Here is a 17444-nt window from a genome sequence, read left to right on the forward strand (position 1 = left end):
CCTAAAAAAATTCAACAAGCAAATGATCAACTTAACACTTCATAATCATGTTTTGTTAAACGAATCACTGTTGTCCCCGTTTGTTTTAAAAAATAGACGTCGATCCATGTTGCGTTCAAACGTTCAATTAATCCTTCATTTACTTGATGTGTTTGGCTGTGAAAAATAATACTGATATATGGATCCACTTGTTCTAAGAATTGCTCTGTCGGCGAATGTCCGCTAGCAAATGCAGCTATTTTCACAATATCAGTTTGGATATTGAAATCAATCAGTCGTTGTTCGATGTCGATTTCCTTATTATTTAGGAATAGGATTGACTCATCACCAAAAGACAACAAGAAACTAATATCTCCATCAGATGTTTCATCTAATACGTTTACTTTTAAATCTTCCCACAAAGTGTACTGATTTTCAACCGTCCATGTCTGAATTTTCGAATCACCCATCCATTGTGACTGTATGCGTTGGGGCACGATGATTTGTTCCGTGTTGTAGCGTTTCATTACATCATCGACATTTCCACTATATTCATCGGAATTACTCGTAATAATGACGGTTTCGATCGTGTTCACATGTAATTTATCTAATTGGCGAAATAAACTTTCTTGACTTTTATCGGAACCCGTATTAATTAATATATGTTCTCCTTGATGATTTCGGAGTAATGTTGACTCACCATGAGGTAAATCGAAAAAAATCACTTCGACTTCTTCTGGTTTTTGCATACTTTCGTTTGCAGCTATAACTTCAACAGAAAAGTAGGAAACCATCATGAAAAAGATGATGAACCATCTCAACCCTTTTGTCTGCATCATACATCCTACCTTTCGTGTGATTATCGTTTTTAGGATTTCACAAAATGCAGACTTTATCAGAGCCAACTTTCTACTTCTTCTAATAATGTTGACAATGGTTCATATAATATGGGTACATTAGGGACTGAATCAATAAACGATTGACCGTATCGTTTCGTCATCAACCGATCGTCTAACACAAGAATCACACCACGATCTGTACGTTTTCGTATTAACCGACCAAACCCTTGTTTAAATCGTAGAACAGCTTGTGGTAACGATAAGTTCAAGAAAGGGTTTTTCCCATTATTTTTAAGAACATCAGCTTTTTTTATAACGAATGGATCTTGCGGTGGCGGGAAAGGCAGTTTCACAATTATGACACAATTTACATCCTTACCCGGTAAGTCAACGCCTTCCCAATATGCATTCGTACCTAGTAAAATCGATTGTTGAAATGATTGAAATTGCTTCATTAACCGATTCCTGCTACCTGAAGAAACCCCTTGACCAATGACAATGTAGTCCGTTAACGCTTCAGATTCGTGTAGTAAATGGTACGTCCTTCGAAGCATATCATATGACGTAAATAAGACTAACATTCTTCCCTTCATCCGATGAGCAAAAGATATAATGGCCTCTGCTATCGCATAAAGGAATTCTTCATGGTCAGGATATTTAATGGATGGCAAATCATTTGGAATAAGCATTTGAACTTGATTTTGATAATCGAAGCTTGATCCAAACCTTCGCGTATATAAACGTTCATATGGTAAACCTAAGATGTCGATGATAAATTGGAATGAATGTTTCATTGTTAACGTGGCACTCGTTAAAATAACACTTTGTTTTCGGTTGAATAAGTATTGTGACAGTTCATTTTGTACATTAATGGGTTCTTGATACAAATAAGCAGCATTTTTCGCCCCATAAGGTTCAATTTCTAACCAACTTACGGAATGTTCCTGCTCTGTTAAAAGAATGTTTTTTAACGTGTGCCGAATGTTTACTAACTGATCTTTTATTACTTGCAATTGATCATCCGTTTTATGATCAAGAACATTGTGCATTTGTTTACATAATAAATCCAACCGTTTCGTTTGTTCACTTATCAAATGGGCTGAATGGCTGTCCTCTTGATGATTCCAAACCATTTGAACTCTGCCAACATCATTCTTCGATTTTTGTTTTGACGATTGATGCTTCACATATTGGAAGATATGACGAAATAACATATCGAGTTCATATTGAATATCAAGCGTAATTTTTTTAAGCGTTGAAAAGGATGCAGCAGAAAATTGATCTTCCCAGTGTTGCAATTGTGCACGAATTTCAAAATAACTGATCCTTTGACCAAAATGCTTTCGAGCGACGCTTTCTAAATGGTGTGCTTCATCAACGATCAACTTTTGATAATTTGGTAATTGCCCACCTTCTTGTAAATCGATCCCAAGCAAAGCATGATTGGTGATCACAAGTGTTGCTTTTTCCGCTTGTCGTTTCATTCTTTGGTAAAAACAATAATCTTTCCAATGAGGTAACGTGTCCCCTCGATCAACAACTAATTGGTTAATAATTTGTTGATCTTTTCGTTGGAATTGAATCTCATCTAAGTCACCTGTAACGGTTTCTGTTAGCCATACCAAAATTTTCAGTTTAAGCAATATATCTTGATACTTAGACTGTTCCCGATCAAGAAAATAGGCTTCAAACTTTTCTAAGCTTAAATAATGTGATTTCCCTTTCACAATAGCAGTTGGTATGGGGCGATCAAAGTAGGCGTTCAATTTATCGATATCTTTTTCTACTAATTGTGATTGTAAATGCGTGGTAGAAGTGCTAATGACAATGGTCTCATCGTATTGATTTGCTTGATAGATGGCAGGTACCAAATAAGCAATCGTCTTACCAATCCCTGTACCAGCCTCAATTAACCCATGTTCATGAGATTGAAAACAATCATAAATGGTTTGACTCATTTCTATTTGTTCATTTCTCGTTTCATAAGCGTCAATCGTTTGTGATAAATAGCCTAATGGGGCATAAATTTGTTCGATATACGTGTGAAACGAAGTAGATTTCCAATGATGGTCATCACCCTGTTTTTTCGGATATTTTAAAAATAAGCCGCGATAATAAAATAGATCATGCCGTTCTACACTAGATGTAGGAATCAACGATAAAAAAGAAACATCTGACTTCAATAGATGTGAATAGCGATTCATTTCTTCGATAATAGCCTCAGGTAAGGTTTTAATCTTTTCTAACAGTACCAAAAATAATTCTGCAGTAACGAACGCATCTGATATCGCACGGTGCGGGTGTTGATGTTGGATCGCCAAATAACTTGCTAAGTCATTTAATCTGTAACTCGGCGCTTGCGGGAAGAATATCCGTGCAAATTCGACCGTATCTAACACTGGATTCGTCAGCATTTCCCTTCCAATCTGCTCTAATTCAGCATTGATAAAAGGTAAGTCAAAATCAATATTATGAGCGACGATTGTCGCATCTTTACAATAAGAAAGAAGCGTATCTGCAATCATCTCAAAAAATGGCTGATGTTCTACATCTTCTTGCCGAATATTTGTTAATTCTGTTATAAAAGGAGGAATTATCTTACCCGGATGAATCAATTGATTGTATTCTTGTGTGATCTTACTATTTTCAACTAATACAAGACCAATTTCAATGATTCGATCACCTTTTGCGGGGGTATGTCCTGTTGTTTCTATATCGATAATGGCAAATTTCTGCACTTGATCATCCCCGTTTACTCTGTTATTTCTACATACCTGTTAATGGCGGCTCATGATTAATGATATTTTCAATCTCATTATTCTCGTTCATTACCGCAACCTTTGGTTCGAAGCTGGCCAACTCTTCATTATTTACAATCGCATAAGAAATAATAATGACAACATCACCTGGCTGAACGAGCCTAGCTGCTGCGCCATTTAAGCAAACAACTTTACTTCCCCTTTGACCAGGAATCACATATGTTTCCAGTCTAGCACCGTTATTATTATTAACGATTTGTACCTTTTCATGTGGTAATATTCCCACTTGTTCGATAAGTGCTTCATCAATAGTAACACTACCTACATAATGTAAGTTGGCTTCGGTTACACGTGCTTGATGAATTTTGGACTTCATCATAGTACGCATCATGACGCTCTCCCCCTTAAAATAGCTGTTCGGGTATAAAACCTTTCTCGGATACGATCAGATTGTCAATTAGTCTTGCTTGAGAAAAATAAACGGCGACTGCTATAATCACGGTTCTATCAATCGTCTCAATAGGCTGTAATGCGGGATATGTTAATATTTCGACATAATCTATTTTGGCAGACGTGTACATTTCTATATATCGTTTTATTTTCTCTCTAATGATAACAGGATTTTTCTCACCGTCAATCATATCCTGTTGAGCATTAGTTAACGCTGTATAAAGCTGTGTTGCTTCTTGTCGTTCATTTGCTGATAGATAGACATTTCGGCTACTTTTCGCTAAGCCATCTTTTTCTCTAACAGTTGGGACACCAACAATTTTCGTTGTGAAATGAAAATCGTTGATCAGTCCATCAACCACTGCCACTTGTTGTGCATCTTTTAAACCGAAATAGGCATACGTCGCATTGGAAATATGAAATAATTTAACTAGCACTGTGGCAACACCATCAAAATGGCCTGGACGACTTTTCCCGCAGAGAACATTGGTCCGGTTTTTTACAGTGACTTGTACGGTCGGTTCGTCATTATACATTTCTTCCACCGTAGGCATAAACAAATAATCAACCCCGTGTTGCTGAGCGATTTCTATATCTCGTTGTTCATCTCTAGGGTAGCGGTCAAAATCTTCGTTTGGCCCAAATTGTAATGGATTCACAAAAATACTTACAATGACAATGTCTGATTCTTGGCGTGCTCGATCGATTAATGCTGTATGACCTTCATGTAAATACCCCATTGTCGGAACAAAACCGATCGTATGATGTTGTTGCTTGTACGTCACATGCTGCATTTCCGCTACCGTCTGAATGATATCCATTATGAATCCTCCAGTTTCAAATCTTGCACAAGCGTTTTATCCATAACAAATGATTGCTCTTGATTTGGGAAGTTTTGTTCTTTAACATCCCGATCAAATTGTGATAAGGCTGATTGAATGATATGATTCACATCGGCATATTGTTGGACAAAAGAAGGAGAATCGTCAGCGCCATATGTTAAAAGATCATGATAAACTAACACTTGACCATCACACTTCTTCCCTGCCCCTATGCCAATTGTCGGAATGGACAGTTGACTACTGATATGGCTTGCTAATTCATTCGGTACACACTCTAACACAACTTGAATCGCTCCACTTGTTTCTAACTTCTTGGCGTCTTCAATTAATGCTAATGCAGTTTGTTTATCTTTTCCTTGCACCCGATATCCACCCAATACATGTACAGATTGCGGTGTTAATCCAATATGACCGATCACAGGAACGCCTGCTTCTGTAAGTCGTTGGATTAGTTGCAATGTATGGTTGGAAGCACCTTCTACTTTTAGAGCATGAGCATTTGTTTGTTGCATCATATATTGTGCTTGACGCATTCCCTCTTCTACAGATATATGATAAGACATAAATGGCATATCAACAACAATAAACGTATCTGGAGCCCCTCTTTTCACAGCTTTTCCGTGGTGAACCATATCCTCTACCGTTACTTGGATGGTTGAGTCATAACCAAGTACAACATTTCCTAAAGAATCACCGACTAAAATCATATCGATACCACTCGATTCAGCCAATCTAGCGGATGGATAGTCATAGGCTGTTACCATCGTAATTTTTTCATTTTGCTGCTTCATTTTCTGTAATTGAACCGATGTTTTCATCTGTTACCTCTCCTTACCAATGAATTTCAGCGCTGTAGATCACTTCTTTTTCACCATTTTCATTTAACACAATTAACGCACCATCTGCTGAGATTCCATCAATAATTCCAAAAAAGCTACGGTGTGGTGTAATGATTTTCACTTCTTCCCCGAGTTTATACGCATAATGTAACCATTTTTTTCTTATATAAGAGAAGCCCTCTTGTTGATATTTATAATAATTCGTCTCAAAGTCTTCTAAAATGGCCTGTAACAATTGAATACGATCCCATGTCCTGTTAGATTCAAGTGATAAAGAAGTAGAACGTTCACGAATCGCATCGGTAAAATGATCTTCGGTTTGATTTACATTTAAACCAAATCCGATAATAATATAGTTGACTGATTCCAACTCCGCCTGCATTTCCGTTAGAATCCCGCAAACCTTTCTATTTCTTATATATAAATCATTCGGCCACTTAATATGGATGGTTAATCCCGTCAATTTTTGCAATGTTTCAACTAACGAAACGGCCGTAAATAAGGTGAATTGTGAAGCTTCAAACGGAGACAATTCAGGACGAAGAATCATACTCAACCAAAGTCCCTCTGCGTGATCAGAAGCCCAAATTCGATTGCGACGACCTCTTCCTTTTAATTGCTTATCCGTTACCACGATCGTTCCGTGTTCTGCGCCTTTTTGAGCTGTTTTATGTGCTACATCTTGTGTGGAATCTACAACTTCCTCGAATACAACTGTTTGGCCCAGCCACTTTGTTTGTAACCCCCATTTTATAGTACTTGCATTAAACCTGTGATTCGGCGAGGCAATTCGGTATCCTTTTTTTGGATATGCTTCAATGTGATACCCATCCTTTTCAAGCTCTTTCATGTGCTTCCAAATAGCCGTACGGGAGATATGCAGTCGTTCGGATAACGCCTGACCTGAAATATATTCATGTTCATGTTCCATTAATAATTTAATTAATTGATCACGTGTCGTTACTTTCATTTTTTATCCACTCACTTATTTCGGTATGATCATTTGAAAGTTCTCCATCAACAACAGCTTCCTCTATGTATGCTAACCATTGACTAATCCAAGGGCCTTTCGGTTGATTGGGAAACCAGTTCATCAAGTCATTGCCGTTTACTTTCAGTTCATTTCTTGTTTGGATGGGAAGCTGTTCTTGAACGCTCGCTAGCTTACTACTCTGAACGTGTATGCCTTGATAAGTCATTAATACTAATGAAAAACTATTGAACAATGAATCAGGCAATTGGTACACAATCCAGTTCATACTTTTATTAGCCTCCCAATTGTTAACAGCTCTTACAAGAGAAATAACCTGATTGACCGTTTGGTTCGATAGTTTCCATTGCTTCTGCCAGTATTGAATAGGAATCTTTGGCTGTTTTACATGGCAAATCGCAAGAAATGTGGCAAGGTGATCTAGCGGTTGTTCTAAAGATTCTACCGTTTGACGGATGAAGTCGTCTTCTGAAAAGACGGGTATATAGTATATAAGACGTGATGTTAAAAACTGAGAAATGGCTTTTTTGACATAAGAACCGCTGATTAGTTTTTCCCATTCAACAGCAATTCGTTCCATAGCAATATATTGTAACAACTCTGCGTTTTTTTGAATCGCATGAAGAGTACGCTCGTTCATATGAAATCCAATTTGACTCACAAATCGAATCCCACGCATCATTCGTAAAGGATCCTCTGTAAATCGTTCATTTGGAGGACCTACAGTACGAATTGTTGCTTGTTTCAAATCGATTTCTCCTTCAAATGGGTCAATCCGTTCAAAATGCTGATTCATTGCGATGGCGTTGATCGTATAATCTCTACGGGCAAGATCAGTATAAATATCACCGACATATTCGACTACATCCGGGTGACGAAAATCACTATATGAGCTTTCTGTACGAAAAGTTGTCACTTCAAAAGATTCCGATTCATAACGGACGATTACAGTACCATGCTCAATACCAACAGGAATGACTTTTTCAAATATCGACATCATATCTTCAGGTGTTGCAGAAGAAGCGATATCAATATCTTCAACGGGGCGTCCTAACAAATAGTCTCGCACGGCCCCACCGACAATATAAGCTTGAAAACCTGCTTTTTCAATAGCAAAAAGTACATTCGCAGCTTTATCAAATAATTCTTTACTCATCGACTTCACCGATTACTTGATCATATAGCGTTTCATATTGTTGAAGAATTGATTGGGAAGCAAATTCCTCTTTCACCGTTTTTTCAGCTTGTTGTGAGAAGTCATTCCATTTTTCTGAATCGGACAATAAAGAGATGGCTCGATTGGCAAAACTATCAATATCTCCTAGCTTTTCTATATATCCATTACGTTGATGTTGGATTACTTCAGGAATCCCACCCACGTCTGAGCCAATACAAGGTACACCACAAGCCATCGCTTCTAGCAACACTAAACCAAAGCTTTCTTTTTCTGAAAGTAATAATTTGAGATCAGAAATGGACAGCAACTCTGGGATATTCTTTTGTTTGCCTAAAAAATGAACATGGTCTTCTAAATTCATTTGACGAACAAGCTCATAGACTGTACTATATTCAGGACCATCGCCAATCAATAATAAACGGGATGGCATGTTTCGATTGATTTTTTCAAACGTTTGGACTACATCTTGGACGCGTTTTACTTTTCGGAAATTTGATATATGAATCAATACCTTTTCTTCATTCGAAATATTGTATTTTGCTTTGACATGCTCTTCTGCTTGACGAGGATAATACTCTTCTTCATTAATAAAATTATAAATCACTTTCATCGGCTTTTGAACGTCTAACATTTGCTTCGTCTGTTTTACTAAACTGCTCGAAACGGCGGTCACTGCATCAGACTGCTCAATACCAAATTCGATCATTTTTTTTAAACTACGGTCAATGCCTAACACTGTAATATCTGTACCATGCAATGTGGTTACGATTCTTACTGGATGTTTTGCCATTTGCTTGGCAAGTATCGCACAAATCGCGTGAGGCATAGCATAATGAGCATGAATCACATCAATTCCCTCTGTATCAATCACTTCTGCAATCTTAGTGGCAAGCGCCAAATCATATGGTGGATACTGAAAGACAGGATAATGATTCATTTCAATTTCGTGAAAAAATATATTTGAATAAAAGGTATCAAGTCGAAACGGTACACTCGAAGTAATGAAGTGAACTTCATGCCCTTTGTTTGCAAACATTTTACCTAATTCTGTAGCGATAATTCCTGATCCGCCCACTGACGGATAGCAAACCACACCAATTTTTAACATAATACATACCTACCCTACCATTTTCTCATATAAAAACGTCTCATTGTAAGTTACGCCAATCAAAAAAACCAGCATCTAACGCTCGTATCATAATTTCTGCACCACCTAGATTCGTAACGAGTGGAATTTGGTACACATCACATAAGCGCATCAGTGCACTAATATCTGGTTCATGCGGTTGAGCAGTTAATGGATCTCGGAAGAACAATACAAGATCCATTTCATTATCAGCAATTCTAGATCCGATTTGCTGATCCCCGCCTAACGGACCTGATTGAAAACGTTGTACACGCAAGCCTGTTTCATTGCTAATACGTTTTCCTGTAGTCCCTGTTGCAAACAAAGTATGATGCTTTAAGATCCTCTCATAGGCAATCGTAAAGTTAACCATATCTTCCTTCTTTTTGTCGTGTGCAATTAAAGCGATTTTCATGGTTTCACCTACTCTAATAAATTTTCTAAGCCATAAACGAGAATATCTAACTTCATGACGTGATCGATTGCTAGTTTCACACCAGTCATAAACGATTCGCGATGGAAGGAATCATGTTTAATTGTTAAATTCTCCCCATTCGATCCAAATACAACTTCTTGATGTGCCACTAAGCCAGGCAGTCTCATACTATGTATTTTCATACCGTCTATATCTGCACCACGTGCTCCCATGATCGTTTCTTTTTCATCGGGATGACCTTGCTTTTTCGTTTCACGTACGTCCTGAATTAATTGAGCTGTTTTAGCTGCTGTTCCAGATGGCGCATCTAATTTTTTATCATGATGCTTTTCAATAATTTCAACATCTTGAAAATACTTTGCTGCCCATTTAGCAAATTGCATCATTAACACGGCACCTAGCGCAAAATTCGGTGCAATGACAACGCCAGTTTCTTTGTCTTCAGCCATATCTGTTAATTCTTGTAATTGTTCGTCCGTAAAACCTGTCGTTCCTACGACTGGTCGAATACCATATTCAAGAGCTGTTTTCGTATGAATATATCCATATTCTGGTGTCGTCAAATCAACGAGTACATCAGCAGAAACAGCATTGAAACAAGTTTGAATATCGTCATAAAAGGTAGCATCCAAATGTGGTAATTCATCAAAGTCCTTTACTTGACTACCTGCGTATTTATGATCAAGGCAAGCGACTAATTCAAGATCTTCTTGTTTCTCGATCATGCGTAAAGCTTCACTGCCCATTTTTCCTCTAGGTCCTGCTACAATCACTCTTGTCATCATGAGTCCTCCTTGTTTTCTTTCCGCGTCCATCGATCATGATCTCTCGTTTCGATTTTTTGCATCGTCTGTTCAAAGGCTTCTGTTAAATCAATGTTTTGTGAGTTGGCAAAGCACATCATCACAAATAGAAGATCACCTAACTCGGCTTCGATAGAATTCTCTTTTTCATTTGACTTTTTCGGTTTTTCACCGTACTGATGATTAATTTCTCTTGCTAGTTCGCCAATTTCTTCGGTAAACCGTGCCAACATACTTAATGGCGAAAAATAGCCTTCTTTAAACTGCGATATGTATTCATCGACTCTTTTTTGCATCTGTTCCATGTCCTGTGTCTGTACCATAAAAAAAGACCTCCGTATCAACCTAATTCTATGTAGGTAATGGTCATGAATGTGTTTAGGTTTCTTCTATTATCGTAGCTAAAGTTCGTACATTTGACAAATATTTCACCTTTTATACGTTGGTTGAAAAGAAAAGACAGATGCACGAAGCACCTGCCTTGTATTTCATTACTCGTCTTGAAGGAAAAATATCGAAGCAAAGCGAATTAATTCGGCTAAAGCAACTGCAGCAGCAGCAACATACGTAAGCGCAGCAGCATTTAATACTTTCTTTGTCTGTTTTTCCTCATTATTTCGGATAATACCCGTGGAAACCAGTTGGTTCATCGCCCGATTTGAGGCGTCAAACTCGACTGGTAATGTAACGAATTGAAATAATACGGCAAAAGCATGAAAATGACACCGACGAGCAATAATCCCATTGCTTGAAAAATTAACCCAGCGATAATAAAAACAAATGCCATTTTGTCACCGAAGCTGGCAACAGGGACTAACGCATGACGGAAGCGTAAAAATGCATAGTCTTGTGCATCTTGAATCGCATGTCCGACTTCATGCGCTGCAATGGCTGCAGCAGCTGCCGAATAACCATGATAATTATCACTGGATAAACGGACAACTTTTTTTCTAGGGTCATAATGGTCCGATAGCGTCCCTTTCACTTCTTCTATTCGAACATCAAATAAGCCATTGTCATTCAATATCTTCCGTGCGACTTGTGCACCTGTGATCATATTCGAGTTCATTACTTTAGAATATTTTTTGTAGGTGCTTTTCACTTTTGACTGTGCCCACAATGGAACAATCAACAATATTGCAAAATATAGAAGCATTCCTAACATCTTTTCATTCCTCCATCAATTCCATCTCTAAGGTCAATTTTAGTCAAGTCTTGTGAAAATGTCAATTCGAATGTCCTGACTTCCCTTCTGCTCTGTATTTTACCCAAGCGACATAAGATAATGAGACGAATAAAAATCCTGCCACAATGATGAGTAACCAAACGAAGTATTCTTGATAACTGGTGTAATGGAACTGATTTAGATCGATCAAAGAAACTTGTTCAAAGGCTTCTTCTACTTGCTCTTTGTGTTGACCTAACGACAGAAAACTTTCCTCAATGCTTTGGTATCGTTCCTCAGATAAATGCGCTTCAAATACTGGTGAAAGCACTTCCCATTGGCGTTGTAACTGTAATATCTCTGACTGATCGATGGTATCTTCATTCGAAAGTTTTTCTAAATCGTAAGTAAGTTCCTGTTTCCAAGTCACCCAACGTGCATCTTTTTCTGTTATTATCGAATCATAAAGCAAGAGTAATTGCTGTGCTCGTATAGTCACTACATGTTTTTGTATATCCTGTTGATGTAGAACTTGCATATTTTCATCGATATATTTTTGCACGATATCAACATGAACCGGCGCACGCTCATTTATATTCTTTAACATATCTTCTTCTATTAGTTGCAGAAGTTCTTTCGCTTCATCGTATCGATTTTCTTGGATATAACGCTCATATTGGTATACATTTGAATCAGCCTGTAAGTATAAAGGAAACACAAGTATAGCAATGAGTATGAACAAAATCAAGCTACCGTATGTCTTAACATGCACAAAAATCCCTTCTTCCTAACGTCCTTTTCACAAATATATGAATCGTTAGAAAGGGTTATGCATTATCAATTGAACTGAGTTTGCTGACGAAATTGTTGACGATACACAAAAATAATTACGACAATACTTAACCAAAAAGTAAAATACCCTATTTCGTTACTATATTCAGATAAACTGCCATAAACAGGCATCATACCAAAGACATAGTCTATGATTTCATTATGTAATAGCCACACCGCAGCGATCATGAGATGTGAAAAGTGAAATCGATATAAAGGACTGTACAAATATGCCTGCAGCGCCATAGCGCCATGTGATAGCATAAGCATATACCCGTCCATGGCAAAGATCCATCTACATACCATGTTAGTGCATTCATAACAACTGCCCAAATTCCGTATTTTAGTAACGATACATAAGCAAATGCTTCAATTAATTTGAACTGCTTGCCATATAAATAACAACATAAAAAAATGGTAAAAAATAAGCTTGCTGTTGGACTGTCAGGAACAAAGGCTAAAAATATAAGCGGTGTTTGTTCTAATTGATCCCCATACCAAAAGTATCCATAAATTGTTCCCAATAAATTGACAAAGAATAGAATTGCGATGATAGTGGGATGAAATAATAATTGTTTCATGTCCTTACCACCTCCACTACGTGCTTTTCAAAAAATTTACCCCTCGTCTATAAACGAGGGGGTTAGATTATTCTTCTGATGAAGCTTGTTCATTTACCGAAACAATAAAATCGGCTAATTGCTGTAATTCTTCATCCGATCCTTGGAATTGACCAGCAGGCATATTTCCGATACCATTTTGAGCAATATCTTTAATTTCATCAGCGCTGTAGTCAATGCCAATCAATGTTGGACCAGCTTGCCCCTCTAAGTTACCACCATGACAACTTAGACAATTATTTTCGTATACAGCATAACCTTCTGATTCTTTGTCAATTTCAACACTCGGTCCACTGTCTGGCCATTCCGGTTTATTATTCGCTGCTTTCTCTTCCCAGTCGACATGTGCAGCCGCTTCATAAGTTAACCAAAAGACAGCGATGATACTTAGTAACATTAAAGAAACGGTTATTGGCCGTTTATGCGGTCGACGTTCTTTCCCGCGATCTAAGAAAGGCGCTAAGAATAAAGCCCCGAATGCAAGACCTGGTATAACAATCGCTCCTAATACGAAAAACGGTCCACTGGCAAATTTATACTTGAGTAGTTGATATAAAAATAAGAAATACCAATCTGGCAATGGCAAATAAGACGCATCTGTCGGATCTGCCATTTTCTCTAAAGGAGCTGGGTGTGCGATCGTTAAACATAAAAAACCAACTAGAAACACAGCACCTACTAGCCATTCCTTTAGTAGAAAGTTCGGCCAAAATGGCTCCGTTCTCCCAGGATACTCCGAATAATCCTTAGGAATAAATTTGTTCTTTTCGGCGGGTACACGAGAATCACCGACAAACTTCATACCTTTTCCTCGCTTCATCACTATCCCTCCTTTTACAAAACGATAATTTTATAGTGGTCCAGAAATCCCTTGTTTACGAATCATAATAAAGTGAATACCCATTAATACAAATAATGCTGCCGGTAAGAAGAATACATGAATAGCGAAAAAACGAGTGAGTGTTTGCGCACCGACAATCGTTGGGTCACCACCCAATAATGTTTTTGTCATTTCACCAATAAGTGGTACATCACCAGCAATATTAAGTGTAACAACTGTTGCAAAGTAAGCCTTGTTATCCCAAGGTAATAAATACCCCGTCAAACCTAACGCAAGCATAACAAAAAAGATAAGTACACCAACCATCCAATTTAGCTCACGCGGTTTCTTATAAGCTCCTTGAAAGAATACACGTAACGTATGTAAAAATAACATGACAATAACCACACTAGCGCCCCAATGGTGCATGCCTCGTACAATTTGACCGTGAGCAACTTCAGTTTGTAAATAATAGACCGATCGCCATGCGTTTTCAATATCTGGGACGTAATACATTGTTAAAAACATTCCAGATAAGATTTGGATAACCGTCACAAAAAATGTTAATCCGCCAAAACAATAAACAAACGCAGAAAAATGGTGAGCTGGGTTGACGTGTTCTGGAACCTCATGATCGGCAATATCACGCCATAGAGGTGTTATATCAACACGGTCATCAATCCAGTCATAGACTTTTTGTAGCATTTTTACGCCTCCTCTCTTGCCACAGCATTACCAAGATATAATTTTCCATCCCTTACTTCTTTTTGATAAACATCTAATGCAGCATTTGGTGGTGTATTTGGTACGTTTACGCCATCTTTGTAATAACGACCACCGTGACAAGGACAGAAAAATTGATTAGGGTGATCTTCGCTACCAGCCCAATTAATCGTACAACCTAAGTGTTTACACACAGGTGATAATGCTACAACTTCGTCATTTTCATCCAAATATACCCAGGCACTCTTTGTAACCTCTGAAGTATACCAAGCATCCACTTGTTCAATCGTCCAATCAAATCGCTGAGGTTCGTTCGTTAGTTCACTCATATCTGCGACTGCTTTCATATCACTTGATCCAGACGCTTGTAAAACAGGATCAATTGCAAAGCGAACCATTGGTGCAAGCATTCCAGCAGCCATAAAACCGCCCACTCCAGTTAATGTATAATTTAAAAATTGGCGACGGGAAACTTGTTGTTTTTTCTCAGCCATCCTTTACCCCCCTCTACACAAAATCCGACTTCATGGTATAATATATCTCAAGATACTAGGACAGTACTATGATAGCGCAAACTTAGACTGTGGTCAATAAAATTAATCTGAATTCGACAAAAGTTTATCTTTTTACCAAAAAGATTGAATTAATTCACTCACTTGACTTTTTTGATCTGTGACCCATTCTTTAGCCTCATTTGAATCTACATTTTCTATGTAGCGACTAGGTAACCAAATGAGTGTAGAAGATAACGTTCCTTCTCGTTTTTTCCAATGTACATCAAATGTTAACAAAAATTTGTGCCTAAACTTATCCCCCATCTCTTCTGTCCATTGATTGATTCGTTGTACTTCTTCATCATAGTCATTTTCCACAAAATATGTATAGGGTGTACTTAAAAATATTCTTCCCATAAAATCTCGTTCTAATTCGTGGGTTAAAATTTGTAACAGCTCAGCTTGATTGGCATATTTTTTTGCATCTGACTCTGTTTTGAATGTAACAGGTAATAAAGGAATGCATAACGTATCAATATATTGCTGTTCTTGAAAAAACGTCTCGATTGAGCTAGTTTCCCATTTCATGGCCTGTCCCTCATTTCTAACTTCTTTCATTACAATGTATGACGTAGGAAAAAAGCAAGCGCTTCTTCCCTACTTATAATGTTCCATTAACTGCTGTAGTTGTTCAGACAATTGATAAAATCGTTCCATGTCGTGTTGGTCTAATGCTTCATCAATTTTGCTTTTCAACTTTTCCGTTTGATACAGGTAAATCGAATGATCTAACCAGTCATGAATCAATTTTTTATCACGATAATTAATAAAATAATCATCCGGTATAAATGGATTATCCTCCAACACTTTCATATAAGGGATGCTTTGTTTTGAGTATTTAAAGTTAAGTTGAATATAAATCGGTTCTTTTGCATGCAATCGAATGTCGTGAAAGGACTTATCAGCATCTGTCGTCACAATGTGCTTTTTATAGAAGCGAAAGGCAATTTCTTTGGAGCAATGGGTGGAAATAATCATCGCTCTTGGGCAAAATCGAGCTTCTAATACGAAATGCACATTTGCTAATAACGACTCATGATTCATTAAATAATTCAAAATCCATACACTTTCCCGTTTTTTTAATTGATAACGCCCTAAAAACCATTGAATAAAATCTTTCTTATCTTGTGAACTAATTGAAGTTTCCAAATCGAATTTCCCCTCCGTATATTAAAAGAGAGTATCATCACTTTGACTTTTAAGACGATCGACATATTGTTGAATATCAAAATCTGATGGTTCTAATTTGATATAGGATTCAAAGATTCGAATCGCTTCATCGATCCTCCCTTCTTCCACTAAGAAATATCCATAGTCTTTCAAAAAGTCAACATCTGCTTCTAACGTATTATATGCGGTTTGATAAGCAATTAATGCATCGGAAAACTGCTCTTGTTCATTCAATGCTTGTGCTAATTCCCAGTGAAAAATACCTTCCATTTGATCAAGATCAATCTGGTTGGTCAGTAGATCAATAATTTGTTCGTAGTTTTCTTCTCGCTTATATGCTTCAATTAAAAATAAGAGCGGATCCTTATATTCAGGATCAAGTTTCAATGATTCATGCATGTATTCATAGGCTTTATTCGTATCACCATATTGATGAACAATTTGGCCAGCAATAAACCACATTTCTTTATTAAATGGATCCATTTCAACCCCGTCTATCGCTGCCTGATACGCTTCTTCCATCATTCCTTCTTGCTCATAGGCTTGTGATAAATAAGGGTACACTGTAGGATATTCAATTTCATTCTCTAACAGTTGTTCCCACACTTGAATGGCAATTTCATATCGTTCCGCTCGATAAGCTAAATATCCATAGCGAAATAATGTTTCTGAATCATCGGTTTCAAACGATTGATAAGCTTCAAGAGATCGTTCAAACTCACCATTAATTGCGTACGCTTCCGCTAGGCGGGCATGAATATTGACATCAGAAAATTCTTCTGTTTCTTGTAATACTTTCTCATAATAGATAATCGATTTTTTATAATCTCCAGTTGAAAACAATAATTCTGCCAATCCAAAGTCAATAATAATCTCTTCTGGGGCAAGATTTTTGGCTTTGAGCAGTTTTTCTTCAGCCACTTCAAATAATCCTTGTGATTGATACAAATCTGCCAGTTGTACTAAGGCTTGCATATAGTTTTCATCTTCTTCAGAAAATGTGTCTAATATTGAGATCGCCTTTTCATCTTCATTTTGGTCAATATATATATCAGCTAGCAGTAAACTCGCTTCTTCGTGATAAGGTTGTTCAGCTAAAATTTCTTCTAATATATGTTGCGCTGCATCTTGGACCCCTAATTCCACATAAATTTGTGCAATATCTACTTTTTCCTCAGCTGTTGCGCGTTCTGCAACTTGCTGTAAAATTTGTAATCCTTTTTCTACTTCACCCGTCTGAATAAGTTGTATCGCTTCATCAACTGTAACCACTATTTTCAACCTTTCTGCAATGATTAGACATAGATTTTTTCTTTTTAT

Annotated in this window: 18 protein-coding genes and 2 pseudogenes; all 20 read right to left on the bottom strand. The window is 37.4% G+C overall.

The window, feature by feature from the left end; translation table 11 throughout:
- Positions 1-26 precede the first annotated feature (26 nt).
- Positions 27-818: a ComEC/Rec2 family competence protein gene (locus J416_RS04540; RefSeq protein WP_156809513.1), complete on the bottom strand. Its 792-nt coding sequence runs from the start codon at positions 816-818 to the stop codon at positions 27-29.
- Between the two features lie 56 nt (positions 819-874).
- A complete protein-coding gene (gene dinG, locus J416_RS04545; protein ID WP_003466089.1) occupies positions 875-3556 on the bottom strand; it encodes an ATP-dependent DNA helicase DinG in 2682 nt (893 codons plus the stop codon).
- Between the two features lie 28 nt (positions 3557-3584).
- Entirely contained in the window at positions 3585-3968 is a 384-nt protein-coding gene (gene panD / locus J416_RS04550) for an aspartate 1-decarboxylase (protein WP_003466091.1), read from the bottom strand.
- A gap of 13 nt (positions 3969-3981) precedes the next feature.
- Positions 3982-4848, bottom strand: coding sequence for a pantoate--beta-alanine ligase (panC, locus tag J416_RS04555; protein WP_003466092.1), 867 nt, complete (start codon positions 4846-4848; stop codon positions 3982-3984).
- Positions 4848-5687, bottom strand: a complete 840-nt coding sequence (panB, locus tag J416_RS04560) for a 3-methyl-2-oxobutanoate hydroxymethyltransferase (protein WP_003466103.1) — start codon at positions 5685-5687, stop codon at positions 4848-4850. The genes panC and panB overlap by 1 nt, the downstream gene beginning before the upstream one ends.
- A 13-nt stretch (positions 5688-5700) precedes the next feature.
- The gene (locus J416_RS04565) at positions 5701-6678 is read right to left on the bottom strand and encodes a biotin--[acetyl-CoA-carboxylase] ligase (protein WP_003466104.1); all 978 of its coding nucleotides are present in this window, start codon (positions 6676-6678) and stop codon (positions 5701-5703) included.
- A complete protein-coding gene (locus J416_RS04570; protein ID WP_003466105.1) occupies positions 6659-7855 on the bottom strand; it encodes a CCA tRNA nucleotidyltransferase in 1197 nt (398 codons plus the stop codon). Before J416_RS04570 ends, J416_RS04565 begins: the two co-directional genes overlap by 20 nt.
- A complete protein-coding gene (bshA, locus tag J416_RS04575; RefSeq protein WP_003466106.1) occupies positions 7848-8984 on the bottom strand; it encodes an N-acetyl-alpha-D-glucosaminyl L-malate synthase BshA in 1137 nt (378 codons plus the stop codon). Before bshA ends, J416_RS04570 begins: the two co-directional genes overlap by 8 nt.
- Before the next feature lie 40 nt (positions 8985-9024).
- The gene (gene mgsA / locus J416_RS04580; RefSeq protein WP_003466107.1) at positions 9025-9417 is read right to left on the bottom strand and encodes a methylglyoxal synthase; all 393 of its coding nucleotides are present in this window, start codon (positions 9415-9417) and stop codon (positions 9025-9027) included.
- Between the two features lie 8 nt (positions 9418-9425).
- Positions 9426-10220 carry a 4-hydroxy-tetrahydrodipicolinate reductase gene (gene dapB, locus J416_RS04585; protein WP_003466109.1) on the bottom strand — a complete coding sequence of 265 codons (795 nt, stop codon included), beginning with the start codon at positions 10218-10220 and terminating at the stop codon, positions 9426-9428.
- Positions 10220-10564, bottom strand: a complete 345-nt coding sequence (locus J416_RS04590; RefSeq protein WP_003466112.1) for a nucleotide pyrophosphohydrolase — start codon at positions 10562-10564, stop codon at positions 10220-10222. Before J416_RS04590 ends, dapB begins: the two co-directional genes overlap by 1 nt.
- 168 nt (positions 10565-10732) lie before the next feature.
- Positions 10733-11406: pseudogene (locus tag J416_RS04595) on the bottom strand (zinc metallopeptidase).
- A 61-nt stretch (positions 11407-11467) separates the two neighbouring features.
- Positions 11468-12178 carry a sporulation protein YpjB gene (locus tag J416_RS04600; RefSeq protein ID WP_003466114.1) on the bottom strand — a complete coding sequence of 237 codons (711 nt, stop codon included), beginning with the start codon at positions 12176-12178 and terminating at the stop codon, positions 11468-11470.
- Positions 12179-12243: 65 nt separating this feature from the next.
- Positions 12244-12818, bottom strand: a pseudogene (gene lhaT, locus J416_RS04605) (lipoprotein heptaprenylglyceryl N-acetyltransferase LhaT).
- A gap of 67 nt (positions 12819-12885) precedes the next feature.
- On the bottom strand, positions 12886-13677 hold the full coding sequence (locus J416_RS04610; RefSeq protein WP_003466117.1) for a menaquinol-cytochrome c reductase cytochrome b/c subunit: 792 nt from the start codon (positions 13675-13677) through the stop codon (positions 12886-12888).
- Positions 13678-13707: 30 nt separating this feature from the next.
- Positions 13708-14382 (bottom strand): menaquinol-cytochrome c reductase cytochrome b subunit, encoded by a 675-nt coding sequence (gene qcrB, locus J416_RS04615; protein WP_003466120.1) that lies wholly within the window; start codon positions 14380-14382, stop codon positions 13708-13710.
- 2 nt (positions 14383-14384) lie between these two features.
- Entirely contained in the window at positions 14385-14894 is a 510-nt protein-coding gene (locus J416_RS04620; protein WP_003466124.1) for a QcrA and Rieske domain-containing protein, read from the bottom strand.
- 132 nt (positions 14895-15026) lie between these two features.
- Entirely contained in the window at positions 15027-15482 is a 456-nt protein-coding gene (locus J416_RS04625) for a DUF2487 family protein (protein ID WP_003466127.1), read from the bottom strand.
- Positions 15483-15551: 69 nt separating this feature from the next.
- Complete coding sequence (locus J416_RS04630) at positions 15552-16103, bottom strand: ReoY family proteolytic degradation factor (RefSeq protein ID WP_003466130.1); 552 nt, start codon at positions 16101-16103, stop codon at positions 15552-15554.
- A gap of 21 nt (positions 16104-16124) precedes the next feature.
- Entirely contained in the window at positions 16125-17396 is a 1272-nt protein-coding gene (locus J416_RS04635) for a tetratricopeptide repeat protein (RefSeq protein WP_003466134.1), read from the bottom strand.
- Positions 17397-17444: the final 48 nt, after the last annotated feature.

The organism is Gracilibacillus halophilus YIM-C55.5 (assembly GCF_000359605.1).
Lineage (GTDB): Bacteria > Bacillota > Bacilli > Bacillales > Amphibacillaceae > Gracilibacillus > Gracilibacillus halophilus.